Genomic DNA, 18759 nt, shown 5'->3' on the forward strand with positions numbered 1-18759 from the left:
CGGACCGGGCGCGACGTGATCGTCGGCGCGCTGCTCGGTGCCGACGAGTTCGGCTTCGCAACCGCGCCCTTGATCGCGGCCGGCTGCATCATGCTGCGCAAGTGCCATCTCAACACATGCCCGGTGGGCGTCGCCACGCAGGATCCGGTGCTGCGCGCGCGCTTCACGGGCACGCCGGAGCACGTGGTCAACTTCTTCTTCTTCGTCGCCGAAGAGGTGCGCGAGATGATGGCCGCCATGGGCTATCGGAAGTTCCAGGAGATGGTCGGGCAGAGCGACTGGCTCAACAAGGACCGCGCCATCGACCACTGGAAGGCGCGCGGCCTCGACTTCACGAAGCTGCTGCACAAGCCGCACGCGCCCAAGGGCGTCGCCATCCGTCATTGCGAGGCACAGGACCACGGGCTCGACAAGGTGCTCGACAACAAGCTGATCGAGGCCGCCAAGCCGGCGCTGGACGCGAAGAAGCCGATCAAGGCGGAGTTCGCGATCAAGAACACCGACCGCACGGCCGGCACCATGCTCTCGGGCCGCATCGCCAAGCGCTACGGTCATATCGGCCTGCCGGAGGACACGATCTGGCTCACGTTCAAGGGCACGGCGGGCCAGAGCTTCGGCGCCTGGGCCGCGCGTGGGCTTACACTCGACCTCGTAGGCGAAGGCAACGACTACGTCGGCAAGGGACTCTCCGGCGGCAAGATCATCGTGCGGCCGGATCCCAAGTCCGGCATCGTGCCCGAGGAGAGCATCATCGTCGGCAACACGGTGATGTACGGCGCCATCACAGGTGAATGCTATTTCCGGGGCGTGGCCGGCGAGCGCTTCGCCGTGCGCAACTCGGGCGCCTACGCCGTCGTCGAGGGCACGGGCGACCACGGCTGCGAGTACATGACGGGCGGGTGCGTGGTCGTGCTCGGGCCGACGGGACGCAACTTCGCGGCCGGCATGTCGGGAGGCGTCGCCTACGTGCTTGACGAGGCCGGCGATCTCGAGACCCGGCTCAACAAGGAGATGGTGGAGATCGAGACGCTGGCGATCGATGTGGCGCTGATCGAAAAGCTCGCCAAGGGCAACGGCGAGGCCACGCGGCAGCTCGCCGAGGTGATGCTCGACATGCGCGAGCAGGATCTGGAGCGCCTGCATACGCTGATCGTGCGGCATGCTCACTACACGAACTCGACCAAGGCACAGGCTATTCTTGCCGACTGGGCGAGCACCGTGCCCAAGTTCAAAAAGGTCATGCCGTTCGAGTACCGGCGTGCGCTCACGGAACTCGCGAAGGCCAAAGCTGCCGCCGCCGCCGAGCGCGTGCAGGCCTAAGATCGAAAGAAGAAACGACGATGGGAAAGCCGACCGGATTTCTTGAGTTCGAGCGCACGGATCGCAAGTACGAGCCGGTCGAATCTCGTGTGAAGCACTGGCACGAGTTCGTGGTGCCGCTTCCCGAGCCCGAAGTGAAGACGCAGGCCGCGCGCTGCATGGACTGCGGCATCCCCTATTGTCACAATGGATGCCCGGTCAACAATCAGATCCCGGACTGGAACGATCTCGTCTACCACGGCGACTGGAAGACGGCGGCGCAGAACCTGCACTCGACCAACAACTTTCCCGAGGTGACGGGGCGCATCTGCCCGGCGCCGTGCGAGGCGTCCTGCACGCTCAACATCGACGACGTGCCAGTGACCATCAAGACCATCGAATGCACGATCGCCGACCGCGCCTTCGACTCCGGCTGGATCACACCGCAGCCCCCCGAGACCAAGACCGGCAAGACGGTTGCCGTCGTCGGCTCCGGCCCCGCGGGCCTCGCCGCTGCCCAGCAGCTCGCGCGCGCGGGCCACGAGGTGCACGTCTATGAGAAGAACGCGCGGCCGGGCGGGTTGCTCACCTACGGCATCCCCGACTTCAAGATGGAGAAGCACATCATTGCGCGCCGGCAGGCACAGATGGAAGCGGAGGGCGTCGTCTTCCATTGCAACGTGAAGGTCGGGACCGACATCGCCGCCGAGGACCTCGAGGCGCAGCATGACGCCGTGCTGCTCGCCATGGGCTCCGAGACGCCGTTCGACTTCTTCGCCACGTCTCCCGGGCGCGACCTCGACGGCCTCCACTATGCGATGGATTTCCTAACGCAGCAGAACCGGCGCGTGGCGGGCGAGCCGCAGCTTCCCGGCACCAAGGAGATCTCGGCCAAGGGCAAGCACGTGGTCGTCATCGGCGGCGGCGACACGGGCTCGGACTGCATCGGCACGTCGTTCCGGCAGGGCGCGAAGTCTGTGACGCAGCTCGAGATCATGCCCAAGCCGCCGGTGAAGGAGGACAAGGCGCTGTCGTGGCCGAACTGGCCGCTCAAGCTCAGGATCTCGACCTCGCAGGCGGAAGGCGCACAGGTCGAGTACTCGGTCTCGACGACGGGCTTTTCGGGCGAAGGCGGGAAGGTGAAGAGGCTGCACTATGTGCACGTCGATTCGAAGCTGCAGCCGGTCCCCGGCTCGGATGCGACGCTGGACGCGGAGCTCGTGCTGTTCGCGATGGGCTTCTCGGGGCCGACCGACGGCGGCGTGCTCTCGGGGCTCGGACTCGAGCCGGTGGCGCGTGGCCGCTTCAAGGGCCTCGACGCCAACGAGCGCGACTACAAGCTGCCCGGCGGCGGCAAGCTGTTCGCGGCCGGCGACGTGCGGCGCGGGCAGTCGCTCGTCGTGTGGGCGATCCGCGAAGGGCGGCAAGCCGCAAGCGCCATCGACAAGTTCCTGATGGGCAAGACCACGCTGCCGCGGTAGGGGCTATTTCGTGTCCAGCCGGCTGCGCCAGTATGTCGGCCGCCGCCTCAGGTGCATAACGGCGTAGACGGTCGCAACGTCTCCGCGAACCTGGTAGACCAATCCATACTCGAACTTGCGCAGGAGGCACCGGCGCGTTCCTCCGGACAGACTTTGCCGTGCGTTCGGATACTGCTCGATCCTGGCGACCGCCGATGCGACCTCGGCCGCAAACGCAAGACCGAGCCCCGGGCGGCGTGCTTCAAAGTAAGAGACGACTTCATCGAGTTCGCGCTCCGCGGCAGCCGCGAACTCGATTCTCATTTCCCGAGATACTTTTCGAGCACGCTCTGTGCGGAGCGCGTCGGCATATCGCCGTGCTCGTGCGCGGCTATTCTGTCCGCGACCTCGTCGGCCCACGCTTTCCCAAGACCCGGATCGGGATCGACGGTGGCCAGGAGAAGCTCCGCGAGCTCTTCCCGCTCTCCGGCGCTGAGTTTTTGCGCCTCTTCAAAGATCGACCTAAGTCGAGCGTTCATGATTGCAGCCTCCACCAATCAGCTTATTCGAATTTGTCGGCTCAGTCAGCCTCCTTGGGGTTTCTCCATGCCGGCGTTTCTTTGATCACCGGCTGCCCACCATTCCGGCCGGCGCCGGCCGCGGGCCGTGCTAGGATCGATGCCCCTTTGACCGCGATCAGGTCCGTCTCGCGGCCCGTGGCTACTCTTGATCCGGGGCGCCGGCATGCCCAGGTGAGCTAAGGGGCTCATCGACCAACCAACAGGGAGCGCACATGAACACTCCGCTCGAAATCTCCTTCAAAGGGCTCGACAAGAGCGCCGTCATCGAAGCCAAGATCGCGGAGCGGGCGGCCAAGCTCGAAAAACATTTCGACCGCATGACGCATTGCCGCGTCGTGGTGGCTGCACCCCACAAGCATTCCCACAAGGGCAAGACCTACGAGATCAAGATCGATATCGGCATTCCCGGCGCCGCGCCGCTGATCGTCACGCACGAGTCCGCAGTCGGGCAGGCGCAGGAGGACCTGAAGATCGCGCTCCGAGATGCGTTCGATGCCGCGGACCGGCGGCTCGACGAGATCGTCGACAAGAAGAACGGGGCCGCGCGTGCCGAGCGTGGGCGCCGCCGTCCGAGCAAGGTTGCAGAGGGCGACAGCGACTGAGCGGCGTCCGATGCCGGCGAAGGTGCCGGAGAGGCGAAGCGCTCAATCCCGCGGCTTGCGGCGCTTCTCCTTTGCGGGCGCGGCGTCGGCGGCCTCGGTCGTGCCGGTCTCGAGGGGATCGGCCTCCGGGAAATATGCCGCTTCGGGCGGCGGAGCCGGACGCGGCCATGAGGCGTCGTCGGCGCGGCCCGGCTTCGGCGGCAAGCGCTCGCCCTTGAACAGCACCCGGAAATAGGGCGATTGCGACGGCGAAAGCCGGCGGCGACCGCCGACCTGTCCGGTTGCCGTTGCCAGCGCAACCGTGCTCATGACCGTGAGGCCACCCGGAATCTGATCGACGACAGACTCGCCGAGCTGAGACGGCCGGTCGGGGCTCTCGCGCCGCGTCACCAGCGCCACGACGGAAGCAGGGATCGCCGGGCGCACGATGTCGAGCGCCACCACCTCCTCGCGTCCGCCCTCGCTCACGATGCGCAGATTGATGCGGCCGTTATCGGCCTTCTGGTCGCCGGCGCCGCTGGCCTCGGCCTGGCGGATCCTGGAGGCGCTTGCCTCGGGACCACGCGCGGCCGCCCCGCCCGGGCCAGTGGCGGGCTCCTGCTTCACGCTATCCGGATTGATCTTGGCCTGCTCGGCCTCGCTGCCGTCGAGGGGAATGGCGCGATCGGCCCTCGCCTGCGTCAGGTCGCGGCGCAGCTCGCGGTCGACGAAATAGGCGAGCTTCCGGTTGCCCTCCCAGGTGAAATAGACGCCATCGCCGGCGCGCAGCAGGCGGATCTTGCCGGTGACGTCGGGACCATACTGGCTGTAGGCGCCGTTCTCGTCGGCGAATCCGGCATAGGTGTCGATGTACTTGGCGCCGTTCAGGTAGACGCGCTCGCGCAGGATGTTGTTCATCATCTGCACGTCCTCGTTGGCGTCGTAGCGCCGCACGCCGGGCAGACCCACCCAGTAGACCGCGATGTTCTGCCGCCTCAGCATCTTCAGAAGACGGTCGCTGCGGGCGGCGTACTCGCGGCGCCAGCCGTCGGTGCCGACCATCAGACGCTTGCCGGTGGCGGGATCGCGCACGGACACGCGATCCCAGGCGCCCAGCATCAGAATGGCGATCTGGATCGGCTGCGCCTTCAGGTCCTCCTCGAGCGCGACGAGCTTCTGATCGAATTCCCGCCGCATGAGGCCGTTGATCGACAGCGGGGTGTTACGGATCACGAGGCGCGGGTCCTTCTGGAAGATCTCGCGCGCACCAGCCAGCAGCCCCTCGGAGAGGTCGTCGCCGATCATCACCAGATTGTAGGTGTCGTTCGGCGGGAACGGGGTGATGAAGCTGGTGCCGGCCGGGTCGTCCTGCGCCGCAGCCGGGCTCGCCACAGCCAGAAGGGCTGCGAGCAGAACTGCGAGCGGACTCATGAGACGCGCGTGCATGCCTTCCCGGCTCTTTGGTTCGTATGCAAACGCCTTTGTGCGCTTCTACCGCGACTCGCGCGAGGCTGTCTTTCGCACGTGATCAAGAACGGCATCCGAGGGCCAGCAGTCAACCTTCAAGTTGTTGTTGCGCTCATAAAGGCCGATGACCTTGCGGGTATTGGAGCCGACCTTGCCGTCGATCTTCTCGACCTCGTAGCCAAGCGCCTGAAGACGCCCTTGGATTTCCTCGATGTTGCGCGTCTTCTGCGGGCCGGTGCCGCCCCAGGGGGTGACGAAGTCGCCGCCGCCGGCAATGCGATCGGCGAGGTTGCCGACAAAAACGGCATAAAGGTCCGACATGTTGTAGCGGCGGATCACCTTGTAGTTCTCGAGCACGAGGAATGACGGGCCGTAGCCGCCGGCCGGGCTCATCATATAAGCGCTGAGCGCAAGCTGGGCCTCGGTCCACGGGCGGCCGTTGGCGCGCTTCAGGCCGAGCTTGGCCCACTCGGAGATCGGACGCTCCTGGGTCGGGCCCTCGTAGCCGCAATCGGCCTCGCGCGTGAGCTTCACCTCGTAGCCCCAGGTCTGGCCCGCGACCCAGCCCTTGCCCTTGAGCTGGCTCGCCGCGGAGGCGAGCGCGTCGGCGACCGAGGTCCAGATGTCCGCGTGCCCGTCGCCGTCGAGATCGTGGGCGTGCGTGAAGTACTCGCTCGGCATGAACTGCGTGAGGCCCATCGCGCCGGCCCACGACGAGCGCATCCTCGCGCGCGGGATGCCCGCCTCCAGCATGCGCAGCGCGGCGATCAACTCGGCGCGGAACAACTCCTTGCGGCGGCCGAGGTAGGCCTGCGTGGCCACCACGGTGATGGCGTCGTGCGGCAGCTTGTGATGGCCGAAAGCCGTCTCGCGGCCCCAGATGGCGAGTACGGAATAGCGATCGACGCCGAGCTCGCGCTCGATACGCTCCAGCGTCGTCTTGTGCTTGGCGAGGAGCTCGCGGCCGGTTGCGGCGAGACGCATCAGATAGGCACGGTCGAGGTAGTCGGCAGGCGCGCGTGTGAACTCGGCCTGGCCGCGGGCGTCGTTGGACGGCCGGCCGGGAAGGTCGAGATCCGGCAGCTTGAGGTCCGGCGCGAAACCGCGCAGGGCCTTGTCGAAGGTCGCGCGGGAGACGCCAACCGCCTGGGCCTCCGGCCACAGGCCCTCTATCCAGGCGTCGAGCTTGGCGTCGGCGGCGGCAGGCGCCGGTATCATGGTGAAAGCGGACAGCAGGGCCAGACCCGCAACCAGAATGCAGCCGAGCGTGGGAGAGCTGCGGCGCGGAGACGTGGCTGGCCGATGGTTTATGCGCAACTCTAAAGATCCTCAACCGCCGCGATGGTTGCCGTCTGCTTTACCACGTGGAACGGACTCCATCGTTCCCTCCCCCGTGTCCCCCATTCGGGGCTTTTTTACGGCCCACGGGCCTGCTTTTCCGGGAACCCTTTGGCCGTCCCAACATTCACCCGAACGGATCGGCGCATCCGGGGGACTTGCTGCCGACCCCTGCGCCGTCGGATAAAGTCTCGCGTCCTTGCGGCTGTTCCCTCCGCTCAACCCTCTCTCCTCATTGCTGGTGCCTGATGACGAAGACCAAGCGCGTTCGCAAAGCCGTATTTCCCGTGGCCGGGCTCGGAACCCGCTTCCTGCCCGCGACCAAGGCGGTGCCGAAGGAAATGCTGACGGTCGTCGACCGGCCGGTGATCCAGCACGTGGTCAACGAGGCGCAGGCGGCAGGGGTCGAGCATTTCGTGTTCGTCACGGGGCGCGGCAAGGCCGTCATCGAGGACCATTTCGATCATCAGTTCGAGCTCGAGGCGACGCTTTCGTCCAAAAAGAAGACGCGGGAGCTCGAGGAGCTGCTCGCCGAGCTTCCCGAGGCGGGTCGCACGAGCTTCACGCGACAGCAGGCGCCGCGCGGGCTCGGGCATGCGGTGTGGTGCGCGCGCGACGTCATCGGCGACGAGCCGTTCGCGCTTCTGCTTCCGGACATGCTCCATCACGGCAGCACGCCGTGCCTTGCCGAGATGATCGAAGCCTACGGGCAGACGGGCGGCGGCAACCTGGTTGCGGTGTCGCCCGTGCCAGAGGACCAGACGCACCAGTACGGCATCGTCGGCGTCGAGGACGCGAAGGCCAAGGTGAGCCGCATCACCTCCATGGTCGAGAAGCCGCCCAAGGGCACGGCGCCCTCGAACCTGCATATCACCGGGCGCTATGTGCTCGAGCCGGACATCTTCCCGCTGCTTGCCAAGCAGGAGGCCGGCGCGGGCGGAGAAATCCAGCTCACGGATGCCATGATCACCTTGAGCCGCGACGAGGCGCATCCCTTCTATGCGGTGCGCTTCGACGGCACGATCTACGACTGCGGCTCGAAGATCGGCTTCCTCACCGCGAACGTCGCCTACGGCCTCGAGCGCGCGGATCTGGCTCCGCAGCTCAGGGCCGCCCTCAAGGACCTTCTCTAGGCTCGGTTCGCATCTGCCACTCGTCCGCCAGGACGTTTACCGCAGCCAAAAAATAGCCCTATTCCGGCGTCTCAGGCACGATGTTGCCCGTTTCGGGTGTCATGGGGTTCGGTTATGGTCGGGCGCATCGTCGACCTACGATCCCTCACGCCTTCACGAACCCCAGCGCACGGCCGGAGACTTTAGGAATGGCACGCAAGCGACCCGATGTGACCTCGGCCACGATGCACAAATCGCTGACGCCGCCCGGCCTGTTCCTGGTGCGGATGCTCGTCTTCCTGACGCTGGTTGCCTTTCTTGCCGCCATCCTGCACGAGCAGCTCCAGCTTGCGGTCATGACCAATCCGGGCCTCAACGGCCTCATCATCGGCGTGCTGGCCTTCGGCATCCTCTATGCCTTCCGGCAGGTGGTCCGCCTCTATCCCGAGATCCGCTTCGTCAACGCGTTCCGCATCTCGGACCCCGGGCTCGCGAGCTCCCACCAGCCGGTGCTGCTCGCGCCCATGGCGACGATGCTCCGTGATCGGACGGGAACGCTCTCGCTCTCCACGGTCTCGATGCGGACGATCATGGACAGCATCTCCTCGCGCCTCGACGAAGCGCGCGACACCGGCCGCTACATGGTGGGGCTGCTCGTCTTCCTCGGCCTGCTCGGTACCTTCTGGGGCCTCCTGGAGACGATCCAGTCCGTCGGCGGCGCCATCAGCGCGCTCGACACGTCGGGCGAGACGGTCGCCGTCTTCGACGAGCTCAAAGCCGGCCTCGCGGCGCCCTTGAAGGGCATGGGCACGGCCTTCTCGTCCTCGCTGCTCGGCCTCTCGGGCTCGCTGATCGTCGGCTTCCTCGAGCTACAGGCGACGCACGCCCACAACCGCTTCTACAACGAACTCGAGGAATGGCTGTCGGGCATCACCGAGCTGACGCCCGGCTCATCGAGCGCTACGGAGCAGGCGAGCCGCCAGCTCCTCTCCGCCGTCTACGAGATGCAGCGCGCCGTCGAAGATCTCTCGACGCGCCTCAAGGGCGGCGACGGCGGCACGTTCGGCTCGCCGGCCGGCGGCGGTGCCGACGATCACGTGCGCGACCTTGCCCGCGGCGTGAACCAGCTCGTCAGCCAGATGCGCGCCGAGCAGAAGGTGGTGCGCGAATGGGTGGACGAGCAGGCCACGCAGCAGACCGAGGTAACGAACGTGCTGCGCGACCTCGCGCAGAACATGCTCAAGAGAGGCGGCTAAAATGGCGCGCGGGCGCTCGCGGCGCAGCGGCGAGTACGGAGAGTTCTGGCCTGCCTACGTGGACGTGCTCAGCACGCTGCTGCTCGTCGTCACCTTCCTGATGTCGATCTTCATGATCTCGCAGTACTTCGCGACGCAGGAGGCGAGCGGCAAGGACACGGCACTCGCCCGCCTGAACCGGCAGATCGCGGAGCTGACCAACCTCCTGTCCCTCGAGAAGGGAAAGTCGCGTTCGGCCGAGGACGAGCTTGCCTCGCTGCAGGCGACGCTCGCCGACCTCAAGCAGGAGAAAGACAAGCTCTCGGGCTTCGCGCTCAGCGGCGACGAGAAGGCGAAGGCGGCCGAGGGGCGCATCCAGACCCTCGAGACGGATCTCGACGCGCAGAAGAAGATCTCCAACGAGGCGCTGGCCAAGGTCGATCTGCTCAACCAGCAGATGCTGGCGCTCAGGCGCCAGCTTGCGGCGCTCAACGAGGCGCTCGAAGCCTCCGAGAGGAAGGACAAGGACAGCCAGGACCGCATCAAGGATCTCGGGGCGCGGCTCAACGCGGCGCTGGCGCGGCAGGTGCAGGAGCTGCAGCGCTACCGCTCCGACTTCTTCGGGCGGCTGCGCGAGCTGCTCAAGGACCGCAAGGACATCCGCGTGGTGGGCGACCGCTTCGTGTTCGAGTCCGAGGTGCTGTTCCCGTCCGGATCGGCGACGCTGGCGCCCGAAGGATTCTCTGCCATGGATCAGCTCGCCGTCGCCATCACGGACCTGGTGAAGACCATCCCGCCGGAGATCGGATGGGCGCTGCAGGTGGACGGACATACCGACATCCGGCCGATCGCGAGTTCCCAGTTCCCCTCGAACTGGGAGCTTTCGACGGCGCGCGCGGTGTCGGTTGTGAAGTATCTCGCGTCGCGGGGCGTGCCGGCTGAGCATCTGGTTGCGGCCGGGCACGGCGAGTTCCAGCCGCTCGAGACCGGTTCCGACGAGGAGAGCCTGCGTCGGAACCGGCGTATCGAGCTGAAGCTCACGAACCGGTAGGTCCCCCCGATCCGCGTTGCGCCGTCGCACGAGGATCCTGCAGGCGCGGCGTTTGTGGACACTGGCGTGGGTCCCATCCTTCGCCGGGATGACGTAGAGGGCGGCAGGCGTGTGCCACGCATGCGACGCCCCTTAGCCGGAGCGTGTTCAGCATCACCGTTCGCGGATCGTGGCGCAGCAGAGCCTGGTCGACGTCAGCCGCCGGAACGCGGCTTGACGCTCGCGGGTGGGGCACCGAAGTCCTCGGCGGTGGCTCCAAACAGCTCGTAAGGCAAATTGCGTTGCTGGCGCCACCAGTCCCAAGCGACGTCGGTCGGACCGATCGCGTACTCCACCAGAGTCCAGCCGTCACCGCCCTGCTGCAGCAGGAAGAGGTTGCTCTCCGTCTCGCGCATGCCCTGCGCAAAATCCTCGGCAAACTTCGTGCTGCGCCAGTCGATCGGAACACCGCCGGGCCGCTGCAGCTTGACGTTGTCGTAGGCCCACCCGTCCATGACGTTCAGTGTCTCGACCACGAACTCGACCGGCGCACCGACCTCCCTCTCGAACGTGGGACGGGCCGCATCGAGCAGTTGCGCCCGCAGCGGTGTGCCCTTGGGCGGGCTGTAGATATCGCCGGCTGCCGCCCCGTCGATCGCCAGGTCGGAAATCGACAGGCAGAGCAACAGAAGCAAGTGCACAACGCGCATGCAGCCATCCGCAACGTCCGTTTGCGACGACGGCACTTTGCCCGCGTTCGCGGCAACCGTCGACCCGAGCGTCGGAATTCATGTGCGGCGACGCTGCACGGAGACGGCTCGGCGTAAGCCCAGCGTGCCTAAGGACAGGGCTTGGGCGATGACCTTGTGCAGCAATGGCCGGATCAGCGGGAAGAACGGCGGCGCCGCCGTTTGATCCAATCCGGGACCTCGAAAGAATTGCATTTCGCAAGAACCGGACGCTCGTTTGTCCGATCCATGTTTTCTGCAACTTTATAACAGAGAAAACTCGATGAGCCGAGAAAACGGCCGACGGCGTTTTCGCGCCGCGCTAATCTCGGTCAGATTTTCGCGAAGCGACCGGCTGGACGGCAGGACCACTTCTTCGCAAACCATTTCGGATTGCTTTCATTCCACTTCGCGATCTCGGCCGGGCTCATCATCATGCACATCATGGGGGTGGTGCTCTCGCCCATGTATGTCAAAGAGACTTCCTTGCACCGCGAATGATCTTCCAGGAGGCAAACAGAGACGACCAGCTCCAGCATTGCAAATCCCCAGTCTTCGAGTTGTCCGCTTTTTTGCGGTCCGAACCCTTCGGGGCGCGTCGTCCCTTTTTGCTTTTCTTCTTGACCTTAAGGTTGGCGGCGAATCGCAAACTGCACAAGAAGCATTCATGTGCAAAGCATTGCCAATATCATGAGCTGCGGCGTTTCGGCATCAATGCCGCGGATCGCCCCGGCGAATAAATCGCGCTGAAAAACAACGAATTTCATACGTGCAGCTCGGCGCAATAGCCAATTTCGTCAGCTCATTTTTTGAGCATGGGGCGAGTTGTCCCATCCTGACTGTGGCTTTTTTGTTCGCTCGATAAGGTTAGCAAGAAGGCAATCAATGCCGCTTTTTCGTCATTCGTCAGCGACAGGTCTCTGACCACGGTGGGTGCCAGCGAGGGCCGTACGATCAGGTCGCCGGCGTAGTGCTCCACCACGTCGTCAAGCGTCGCGAGCGATCCGTTGTGCATGTAGGGCGCGGTGTGTGCGACCTCGCGCAGGGACGGCGTCTTGAACTCCGGCAGGCCCGGCGAGCCCGGCGCCAGGGCGCCCCGGCCGAGGTCGCTGCCCGGCAGGCCGACGTCGTGAAACGCATCGTCGGTCAGGCGCCATCCGCCGTGGCAGGAGACGCACCCGCCCTTGCCGACGAAGATGCCGAACCCCTTCAACTCCGTCTCCGTCAACGCGGTGTCCTCGCCTTCGACCCAGCGGTCGAAGCGGGTCCGGGGCGAAACCAGGGAGCGCTCGTAGGCGGCGAGCGCCTCGATAACGGCGGCCTCGCTCACGCCCGAGGCGCCAGGGAAGGCCGCCGCGAAGCGTGCGCTCATCGCAGCGTCCTCGGCGAGCCGGCGCGTAATGGTCGCGAAGTCGCCGGCCAGTTCGTCGGGAGCGAGGATCGGCACCTTCGCCTGCTCGGCGAGGCTCGCGGCCCGCCCGTCCCAGAAGAAGGATGTAGCCCAGGCGAGGTCGTAGAGCGCCGGCGCGTTGCGGGCAAGCACCGCCCCGCCCGGCCCGATCGCGGTCTTGCGTCCATCGGTGAAAGCGCGCGCGGGATCGTGGCAGCTCGCGCAGGAGGCGCGGCCGGACCCGGACAATCGGACGTCGCGGAAGAGATCGTAGCCGAGCGCTGCTTTCATCGCGTCGGGCTGGCCCGCATCGGGGATCTTGCCGGGGCGAGCGAAGATGGCGCGCCACATGGCGTCACGCGCGGGCTCGCGGGCCGCGACCTCGCGCACCGGCAGCTCTGCGTGGCCGGCTCGTCCTTGGCCGGCCGGCGTGAAGCTCCATGACGCCAGGACCAAGACAAGGACGGCAGTCCCGCAGCCCGGCCGGCAGCTTATCGAACGTTTCATTGCGCGTACTCTATCGCCGCTCGGGGCACTGCGATGCACCGTCAAATGCCGAAACAAGCGGCACACCGTGGCCGCCATGGCACGCTCTGGCGGCGGAACGTGGGAGCGTGCCAAACGTCACTTGACCCCGACCCCAACCTCTTCCATCCCATAGTGGATCAATCTTAACAACATGCGGCTGCGACATTCTGCGGGCCGCGACCCAGGGAGCGTGAGCGGCTCCTAAGACGTTGTTAAAACGACGTTCTTCCGGCCGCTTTGAGGGAATTCATGGCCATTGGACTCGAGGATGCACCGTCGGTGCAGGGGACGCTTGTGCGACCCGTGACCGCTGCATGGTTCCTCAAGCGCTCGCTGATCGGCATCGCCATCCTGATGGTCGCGATGGGCGGCCTTGCCTGGCTGACCTATGCCTCCATCGACCCCGACGGAGACGGTGAGCTCGCGCCGAAGGCCGCGAAGGCTGTCCGCGAGGTTCCTGCGCGCCTGACACCGGTCGATCTCTGATCGCGGGCGTTGCGCGCGGCGCGGTCCCTGACTAGCATTCAGGTGCCGTCCCGCAGATGCCCGCTTTCGAGCCGATGAGCCTCGAAGCGATCGTGGTCCTTGCGAGACCGCTGCTCTGAGGGTCGCGCGGATGTCTGCCTACGATCTCGTTCTTCTCATTCTCGTCGCCGGCGGCGCGTTCTACGCCGGCTATCAGGTCGGCCGCTTCAAGGCGCTCGCCGAGCAAGGCAGAGCGCGCCCGTACGGTGAGGCACAGCCGCTGCCCGGGCCCCGCGTTGACGGGCCCTACTCCGAGGCGACGTCCGTACCGTCGCGGCCGAGAGGCTCGCCGCCACCGGCCTCGGCCGGAAACGAGGACGGGACGTGGGGCGGGGCGCCGTCCGGGCGGACGCCGCCGCGGCGCTCGACCAAGCCGCCTCCTGCGGCGGCTGGCCTCATGGGCACGGGCGAGACGGAAAAGTCCGGCAAGGGACAAAAATAAATCCCAATTGAGCGGCCAGCCTGCCGCTCGCTGCGTTTCCACGGGTGCGATCCCTCACAGGCCCTCTCCCATGCGCCTCGCCATGCTGGCCCGAAATCCGGGCCTCTACTCGCACAAGCGCCTCGTCGAGGCCGCGGTGGCACGCGGGCACACGCTCGACGTGATCAACACGCTGCACGTGCACATGAACATCACGTCGAACAAGCCGGTGCTGCGCTACGGCGGCAAGTCGCTGCCGCTCTACGACGCGGTCATCCCGCGCATCGGCGCGTCGATCACCGACTACGGCCTCGCGGTGCTCAGGCAGTTCGAGATGCAGGGCGTGTTTCCCCTGAACGAGAGCGTCGCCATCGGCCGCTCGCGCGACAAGCTCAGGGCGCTGCAGCTCCTCGCGCGCGCCGGCGTGGGCCTGCCCGTGACCGCGTTCGCGCACGGGCCGCGCAAGGCCGAGGACGTCATCAAGGAGGTCGGCGGGGCACCGGTCGTGATCAAGCTGCTCGAGGGAACTCAGGGCATGGGCGTCATCCTCGCCGAGACGGAAGCCTCGGCGAAGTCGATCATCGAAGCCTTCAGCGCGGCCAACATCAACATTCTCGTGCAGCAGTACATCGCCGAGGCCGAGGGCAGCGACGTGCGCGCGCTGGTGGTCGGCGGCGAGGTCGTGGCCGCCATGCGCCGCCTCAGCCGGACGGGCGAGTTCCGCTCCAACCTGCACCGCGGCGGGCTCGCGGAGAAAACGCCGGTCAGCGACGAGGAACGCGCCACGGCGGTCCGGGCGGCGGCGGTGCTGGGCCTCAACGTGGCGGGCGTCGACCTCTTGCGCTCCAACCGAGGACCGATGGTGGTCGAGGTCAACTCGTCGCCGGGCCTCAAGGGCATCGAGCGGGCTACGAACGCGGACGTGGCGGGCGCCATCATCACCTTCATCGAGGCGGCCGCGGCCCATGGGCGCACGGCCACCAAGGGCGCCAAAGGGTGAACGAGGATGGGAAAAGCCGGGCCAGCGCTCAAGTTGCAGTGGGCACTCCGGCCCGACGCTTGATCGCGCGCGGCGGCCTCGCTTATCCTCGTTGGCCGGCAGGGGGTTACCCTGTCCGTCCGGTTCGCGTTCGCACGGTGGCGTGACGCGATCCAGATCGAGGTTCGCGCGCACCCCGAACGCTCGAGGTCGGCGAGGATGGTTCAGGGATGACGGAACAGCAAAAGCACTTTCCGGAATTCTATGTCACGACGGCGCAGCCTTGCCCTTACCTCCCGGGCAAACTCGAGCGCAAGCTGTTCACCCATCTCACGCACGACAAGCCGCTGGCGCTGATCGACAACCTCCTGAAAGGCGGCTTCCGGCGCAGCCAGAACATCGCCTACATGCCCTACTGCGAGGGCTGCCACGCCTGCGTCTCGGTGCGCATCCTGGTCGACGAGTTCGAGCCCGGGCGCACGATGCGCCGGACGCTGGCGCGCAACACCGACCTCGCCGCGCGGCGCGTCTCCGCCATTCCCACCTCCGAGCAGTACGGGCTGTTCCGCAGCTACATCGACGCCCGCCATTCGGACGGCGGCATGGCCGACATGAGCGTGCTCGACTATGCGATGATGGTCGAGGACAGCGTGGTGCGCACGTTCCTCACCGAGTACAGGGCGCGGCCAGAGAACCCGCTCGAGGAGCATGTGGAGACGTGGCCGCTCGCGGGCGTCGCGCTCTGCGACCGGCTCTCGGACGGCATCTCGATGGTCTACAGCTTCTACGAGCCGCTCGAGGAGGATCGCAGCCTCGGCACCTACATGATCCTCGAGCACATCGACTATGCGCGCCGGCTCGGGCTGCCGTACCTCTACCTCGGATACTGGATCGAGGGCTCGCGCAAGATGAGCTACAAGACGCGCTATCAGCCGCAGGAGCACCTCGGCCCCGACGGCTGGGCGCGCGTGACCGCGAAGTAGAGCAATCGGCGCACGCCGTCAGAAGCAACGTCATGGCCGCCCTCCGAGGCGGCCATCCAGGGGGCAGAGCCTGCTCGAGGTCGGCACGCTTGGTCCTGGATGACCGGGTCAAGCCCGGCCATGACGGGTTGGAGTGTTCTCCACCCGACGGACCTTATTTCGTGAGTTCGGTGTCGAGCTTCTTGAACATATAGCTCCACTTCGATGCCTGGGTGTCGATCAGCACCTGCATAAGCCCGCGCAACTCGGCGAGCATGGAGCAGTTCGGCTCGGCGGCGCTGGCGCCCTCCTGGCCCATGGACGAGATCGATGCCAGCAGCTCGTTGGTCTTGGTGTCGTAGACCGTGATCTCGTTGTCCTTCACGAAGGGCGCGGCCTCCTTCAGGAACTGGTTGTCGTTCCAGCCGCGCTTCTCCTTCAACTGGCGCAGCTTGGCCTGGAACTCGGGGCGGTTCTTGTTGTTGAGGTCGCGCAGGGATTCGGCCGCGTGATCAACCGCGCTCTCGAACTCGACCTTGGTGCAGGTTGCCGGCTCCGGCGGGGCGGCGGGCGCCTCCGGCGTGTCCTGTGCCTGTGCCGGCGGGAACGCGCCGAGCGCGGCGCCGAGTGTAGCGGCCAGTATCACGCCCAGGAACTTCGCCGCTGCCACGACCTTAGGTCTCATGTTCTTCCGCCCCGTCCCGTTTCCTACCGGGGCGCCAGGGCCGAGGCAAGACGCACCCGGCTTCCCGATCGCCCGCCGCCGCTCTTTTCAGGACAGGCGTGACTTTCAGCGGAAGGGGGGCCCGAACTTGTTGGAGCGCGGGAAACCCTTGGGGGCGAGGCGGCCGGCCTGGGCGCGGGTGCCGATCCAATCGCGAAGCTCTCCCCATTCGAGGGTAAAGCTGCGGCCCGCCGCATCCAGCCACGAGAGGCCCTCCTTCTTGTGGAAGACGCTCACGTCGGCCAGCGCGCCGTCCTTGAAGCGCTGCAGAATTGTTCCCTTGCCGCGGGTCATCTCGTTGACGTCGGCGAGCGGGAAGATCAGCATCTTGCGGTTCTCGCCGATGGTCGCGACGTGGTCGCCGTCCACCGGCACGCAGACGCGGGCCTCCTCGTCGGCCGCCACATTCAGGATCTGCTTGCCCTTGCGGGTCGAGGCGATCACCTCGTCCTCGGGAACGACGAAGCCGTAGCCGCCGGTGGAGGCGACGAGCAGCTTGCGGCCAGGCTCGTAGACGAACAGCTCTGCGAAGTCCTGGTTCTCCTCGAGATCGACGATCAGGCGCACGGGCTCGCCGTGGCCGCGGCCGCCCGGGAGCTGGCTCGCCTCCAGCGTGAAGAACTTGCCGTTGGTGGCGAAGAGGACGAGCTTTTCGGTGGTCTGCGCCTTGACGGCCCGCTTCAGGCTATCGCCCTGCTTGAAGTCGAGCTTCGAGAGGTCGTCCTGGTGGCCTTTCAGCGCACGGATCCAGCCCTTGTCGGACAGGATGACGGTGATCGGCTCCTTCTCGACGAGGGCGGCCTCGAGATCGACGTCGATCTCGGGTGCGTCGGCAAAGCTCGTGCGGCGGCGGCCGAGCTCGGTCTTCTTCGAATAGCGCTCGCGCGTCTCGCGCACCTCCTCGGAGATGCGCTCCCACTGCAGCTCTTCGGACTTCAAGAGCTGCTTCAGCTCGCGGCGCTCCTTCGAGAGCTTGTCGTGCTCAGACTTGATCTCGACCTCTTCCAGCTTCGAAAGGCTTTTCAAGCGCAGGTTCAGGATGGCGTCGGCCTGCACCTCGGTGAGCTTGAAGCGGGCGATCAGCTTGGCCTTGGGATCGTCCTCGAAGCGGACGATGCGGATCACCTCGTCGATGTTGAGGTAGGCGATCAGGTAGCCGTCGAGCACCTCCAGGCGATGCTCGATCTTCTTCAACCGATACTCGGAGCGGCGGATCAGCACCTCGATGCGATGCTCCAGCCATTGCTTGAGCACGTCGCGCAGCGACAGCACGTTCGGGATCTGGCCGGCCGACAACACGTTCATGTTGAGACCGAAGCGGACCTCGAGCTCGGTCAGCCGGAACAGGCTTTCCATCAGCAGCACGGGATCGACCGCGCGGCTCTTGGGCTCCAGGATCAGGCGCACCGCCTCGGCGGACTCATCGCGCACATCGCCCAGGAGCGGCAGTTTCTTCTCGGTCAGAAGCTCGGCGATCTTCTCGACCAGCTTGGCCTTCTGGACCTGGTAGGGGATCTCGGCGACGACGATCTGATAGCCGCCGCGGCCGGTGTCTTCCTTCTCCCACTTGGCGCGCAGGCGGAAGCCGCCGCGGCCGGTCTTGTAGGCCTCGAGAATGGAGTCGCGCGGCTCGACCAGCACGCCGCCGGTCGGGAAGTCGGGGCCCGGGATCATCTCGACCAGCTTCTCGATGGTCGCGTTCGGATGCTTGATCAGATGCAGGAGCGCCGCACACAGCTCGTCGACGTTGTGCGGAGGGATGTTGGTCGCCATGCCGACGGCGATGCCGGCGGCGCCGTTGGCGAGCAGGTTCGGGAACGCGGCCGGCATCACGGACGGCTCCTGCTCGCGGCCGTCGTAGTTGGGGCGGAAGTCGACCGTGTCCTCGTCGATGCCGTCGAGCAACTCGGCGGCAACGGTGGTGAGGCGGGCCTCGGTGTAGCGGTCGGCAGCCGGGTTGTCGCCGTCGATGTTGCCGAAATTGCCCTGGCCATCCACCAGCGGATAACGGACGGCGAAATCCTGGGCCAAGCGCGCCAGCGCGTCGTAGATCGCCTGGTTGCCGTGCGGATGGTAGTTGCCCATCGTCTCGCCGACGATCTTGGCGCACTTGCGATAGCCCTTGTCCGGGTCGAGGCCAAGCTCGCGCATGGCGTAGAGGATGCGCCGGTGCACGGGCTTGAGCCCATCGCGCACGTCGGGCAGCGCACGGTGCATGATGGTCGAGAGGGCATAGGCCAGGTAGCGTGTCTCGAGCGCGTCCTTGAGCAGGACGGGCTCGATGGGGCCGGGGCCAGGCAGAATCGGTTTGTCTGTCATAGGCGTTGGTTACTTCCCTGCCGGGCGGCGCTCAAGTGCAGGCGCGCCACAAGTTGCAGCATCCACAATTGCTTGCTGTT

General features: G+C 66.2%; 19 protein-coding genes. 10 read left to right on the forward strand and 9 right to left on the reverse strand.

Going from position 1 to position 18759, the window contains the following annotated elements; translation table 11 throughout:
• Together IT540_RS02170 and IT540_RS02175 are read left to right on the forward strand one after the other, a co-directional pair.
• The coding region (locus IT540_RS02170; RefSeq protein ID WP_291172612.1) for a glutamate synthase-related protein at nucleotides 1-1320 on the forward strand (1320 nt) is incomplete at its 5' end.
• A gap of 20 nt (nucleotides 1321-1340) precedes the next feature.
• Nucleotides 1341-2780 carry a glutamate synthase subunit beta gene (locus IT540_RS02175; protein WP_291172615.1) on the forward strand — a complete coding sequence of 480 codons (1440 nt, stop codon included), beginning with the start codon at nucleotides 1341-1343 and terminating at the stop codon, nucleotides 2778-2780.
• A 3-nt stretch (nucleotides 2781-2783) separates the two neighbouring features.
• Here the strand turns inward: IT540_RS02175 and IT540_RS02180 are convergent, their stop codons facing one another.
• Both IT540_RS02180 and IT540_RS02185 read right to left on the reverse strand, forming a co-directional pair.
• The gene (locus IT540_RS02180) at nucleotides 2784-3083 is read right to left on the reverse strand and encodes a type II toxin-antitoxin system RelE/ParE family toxin (RefSeq protein WP_291172618.1); all 300 of its coding nucleotides are present in this window, start codon (nucleotides 3081-3083) and stop codon (nucleotides 2784-2786) included.
• A complete protein-coding gene (locus tag IT540_RS02185; RefSeq protein ID WP_291172621.1) occupies nucleotides 3080-3298 on the reverse strand; it encodes an addiction module protein in 219 nt (72 codons plus the stop codon). The genes IT540_RS02180 and IT540_RS02185 overlap by 4 nt, the downstream gene beginning before the upstream one ends.
• A 254-nt stretch (nucleotides 3299-3552) precedes the next feature.
• Here IT540_RS02185 and IT540_RS02190 point away from each other — a divergent pair, with 254 nt between their 5' ends.
• The gene (locus tag IT540_RS02190; protein WP_291172624.1) at nucleotides 3553-3942 is read left to right on the forward strand and encodes an HPF/RaiA family ribosome-associated protein; all 390 of its coding nucleotides are present in this window, start codon (nucleotides 3553-3555) and stop codon (nucleotides 3940-3942) included.
• A 42-nt stretch (nucleotides 3943-3984) separates the two neighbouring features.
• Here the strand turns inward: IT540_RS02190 and IT540_RS02195 are convergent, their stop codons facing one another.
• Both IT540_RS02195 and IT540_RS02200 read right to left on the reverse strand, forming a co-directional pair.
• Nucleotides 3985-5367, reverse strand: a complete 1383-nt coding sequence (locus IT540_RS02195) for a DUF459 domain-containing protein (RefSeq protein ID WP_291172627.1) — start codon at nucleotides 5365-5367, stop codon at nucleotides 3985-3987.
• A 45-nt stretch (nucleotides 5368-5412) separates the two neighbouring features.
• The gene (locus IT540_RS02200) at nucleotides 5413-6705 is read right to left on the reverse strand and encodes a lytic murein transglycosylase (protein WP_291172630.1); all 1293 of its coding nucleotides are present in this window, start codon (nucleotides 6703-6705) and stop codon (nucleotides 5413-5415) included.
• A gap of 269 nt (nucleotides 6706-6974) precedes the next feature.
• Between IT540_RS02200 and galU the strand changes: the two genes are divergently transcribed.
• The 3 genes from galU to IT540_RS02215 all read left to right on the forward strand — a co-directional run bounded on the left by galU (nucleotide 6975) and on the right by IT540_RS02215 (nucleotide 10124).
• A complete protein-coding gene (galU, locus tag IT540_RS02205; protein ID WP_291172632.1) occupies nucleotides 6975-7859 on the forward strand; it encodes a UTP--glucose-1-phosphate uridylyltransferase GalU in 885 nt (294 codons plus the stop codon).
• A 188-nt stretch (nucleotides 7860-8047) separates the two neighbouring features.
• A complete protein-coding gene (locus IT540_RS02210; protein WP_291172635.1) occupies nucleotides 8048-9094 on the forward strand; it encodes a flagellar motor protein MotA in 1047 nt (348 codons plus the stop codon).
• 1 nt (nucleotide 9095) lies between these two features.
• Nucleotides 9096-10124: a peptidoglycan -binding protein gene (locus tag IT540_RS02215; protein WP_291172638.1), complete on the forward strand. Its 1029-nt coding sequence runs from the start codon at nucleotides 9096-9098 to the stop codon at nucleotides 10122-10124.
• A gap of 194 nt (nucleotides 10125-10318) precedes the next feature.
• Here IT540_RS02215 and IT540_RS02220 read toward each other — a convergent pair whose 3' ends face one another.
• The 3 genes from IT540_RS02220 to IT540_RS02230 all read right to left on the reverse strand — a co-directional run bounded on the left by IT540_RS02220 (nucleotide 10319) and on the right by IT540_RS02230 (nucleotide 12806).
• Nucleotides 10319-10813 (reverse strand): hypothetical protein, encoded by a 495-nt coding sequence (locus tag IT540_RS02220; protein WP_291172641.1) that lies wholly within the window; start codon nucleotides 10811-10813, stop codon nucleotides 10319-10321.
• Nucleotides 10814-11163: 350 nt separating this feature from the next.
• Complete coding sequence (locus IT540_RS02225) at nucleotides 11164-11370, reverse strand: hypothetical protein (RefSeq protein WP_291172644.1); 207 nt, start codon at nucleotides 11368-11370, stop codon at nucleotides 11164-11166.
• Nucleotides 11371-11633: 263 nt separating this feature from the next.
• On the reverse strand, nucleotides 11634-12806 hold the full coding sequence (locus tag IT540_RS02230; protein WP_291172646.1) for a cytochrome c peroxidase: 1173 nt from the start codon (nucleotides 12804-12806) through the stop codon (nucleotides 11634-11636).
• Nucleotides 12807-12998: 192 nt separating this feature from the next.
• Here IT540_RS02230 and IT540_RS02235 point away from each other — a divergent pair, with 192 nt between their 5' ends.
• The 4 genes from IT540_RS02235 to IT540_RS02250 all read left to right on the forward strand — a co-directional run bounded on the left by IT540_RS02235 (nucleotide 12999) and on the right by IT540_RS02250 (nucleotide 15657).
• Nucleotides 12999-13235 carry a hypothetical protein gene (locus IT540_RS02235; RefSeq protein ID WP_291172649.1) on the forward strand — a complete coding sequence of 79 codons (237 nt, stop codon included), beginning with the start codon at nucleotides 12999-13001 and terminating at the stop codon, nucleotides 13233-13235.
• Between the two features lie 130 nt (nucleotides 13236-13365).
• Complete coding sequence (locus IT540_RS02240; RefSeq protein WP_291172652.1) at nucleotides 13366-13716, forward strand: hypothetical protein; 351 nt, start codon at nucleotides 13366-13368, stop codon at nucleotides 13714-13716.
• Between the two features lie 70 nt (nucleotides 13717-13786).
• Nucleotides 13787-14695 (forward strand): 30S ribosomal protein S6--L-glutamate ligase, encoded by a 909-nt coding sequence (rimK, locus tag IT540_RS02245; RefSeq protein WP_291172655.1) that lies wholly within the window; start codon nucleotides 13787-13789, stop codon nucleotides 14693-14695.
• A 209-nt stretch (nucleotides 14696-14904) separates the two neighbouring features.
• Nucleotides 14905-15657 (forward strand): arginyltransferase, encoded by a 753-nt coding sequence (locus IT540_RS02250; RefSeq protein ID WP_291172658.1) that lies wholly within the window; start codon nucleotides 14905-14907, stop codon nucleotides 15655-15657.
• 154 nt (nucleotides 15658-15811) lie between these two features.
• Here the strand turns inward: IT540_RS02250 and IT540_RS02255 are convergent, their stop codons facing one another.
• Both IT540_RS02255 and parC read right to left on the reverse strand, forming a co-directional pair.
• A complete protein-coding gene (locus IT540_RS02255) occupies nucleotides 15812-16321 on the reverse strand; it encodes a hypothetical protein (RefSeq protein WP_291172659.1) in 510 nt (169 codons plus the stop codon).
• Between the two features lie 105 nt (nucleotides 16322-16426).
• On the reverse strand, nucleotides 16427-18679 hold the full coding sequence (gene parC / locus IT540_RS02260; RefSeq protein WP_291172663.1) for a DNA topoisomerase IV subunit A: 2253 nt from the start codon (nucleotides 18677-18679) through the stop codon (nucleotides 16427-16429).
• Between the last annotated feature and the right edge of the window lie 80 nt (nucleotides 18680-18759).

The organism is Hyphomicrobium sp. (assembly GCF_020852195.1).
Classification (GTDB): Bacteria; Pseudomonadota; Alphaproteobacteria; order Rhizobiales; family Hyphomicrobiaceae; genus Hyphomicrobium_C.

Bases quoted from the DNA above. Each gene is read 5' to 3' on its own strand.
- IT540_RS02250 (WP_291172658.1), top strand. From the start codon at position 14,905: ATGACGGAACAGCAAAAGCACTTTCCGGAATTCTATGTCACGACGGCG.
- IT540_RS02175 (WP_291172615.1), top strand. From the start codon at position 1,341: ATGGGAAAGCCGACCGGATTTCTTGAGTTCGAGCGCACGGATCGCAAG.
- IT540_RS02255 (WP_291172659.1), bottom strand. From the start codon at position 16,321: ATGAGACCTAAGGTCGTGGCAGCGGCGAAGTTCCTGGGCGTGATACTG.
- IT540_RS02195 (WP_291172627.1), bottom strand. From the start codon at position 5,367: ATGCACGCGCGTCTCATGAGTCCGCTCGCAGTTCTGCTCGCAGCCCTT.
- IT540_RS02240 (WP_291172652.1), top strand. From the start codon at position 13,366: ATGTCTGCCTACGATCTCGTTCTTCTCATTCTCGTCGCCGGCGGCGCG.
- IT540_RS02210 (WP_291172635.1), top strand. From the start codon at position 8,048: ATGGCACGCAAGCGACCCGATGTGACCTCGGCCACGATGCACAAATCG.
- galU (WP_291172632.1), top strand. From the start codon at position 6,975: ATGACGAAGACCAAGCGCGTTCGCAAAGCCGTATTTCCCGTGGCCGGG.
- IT540_RS02220 (WP_291172641.1), bottom strand. From the start codon at position 10,813: ATGCGCGTTGTGCACTTGCTTCTGTTGCTCTGCCTGTCGATTTCCGAC.
- IT540_RS02180 (WP_291172618.1), bottom strand. From the start codon at position 3,083: ATGAGAATCGAGTTCGCGGCTGCCGCGGAGCGCGAACTCGATGAAGTC.
- IT540_RS02235 (WP_291172649.1), top strand. From the start codon at position 12,999: ATGGCCATTGGACTCGAGGATGCACCGTCGGTGCAGGGGACGCTTGTG.
- IT540_RS02215 (WP_291172638.1), top strand. From the start codon at position 9,096: ATGGCGCGCGGGCGCTCGCGGCGCAGCGGCGAGTACGGAGAGTTCTGG.
- parC (WP_291172663.1), bottom strand. From the start codon at position 18,679: ATGACAGACAAACCGATTCTGCCTGGCCCCGGCCCCATCGAGCCCGTC.
- rimK (WP_291172655.1), top strand. From the start codon at position 13,787: ATGCGCCTCGCCATGCTGGCCCGAAATCCGGGCCTCTACTCGCACAAG.
- IT540_RS02190 (WP_291172624.1), top strand. From the start codon at position 3,553: ATGAACACTCCGCTCGAAATCTCCTTCAAAGGGCTCGACAAGAGCGCC.
- IT540_RS02225 (WP_291172644.1), bottom strand. From the start codon at position 11,370: ATGCTGGAGCTGGTCGTCTCTGTTTGCCTCCTGGAAGATCATTCGCGG.
- IT540_RS02185 (WP_291172621.1), bottom strand. From the start codon at position 3,298: ATGAACGCTCGACTTAGGTCGATCTTTGAAGAGGCGCAAAAACTCAGC.
- IT540_RS02230 (WP_291172646.1), bottom strand. From the start codon at position 12,806: ATGGCGGCCACGGTGTGCCGCTTGTTTCGGCATTTGACGGTGCATCGC.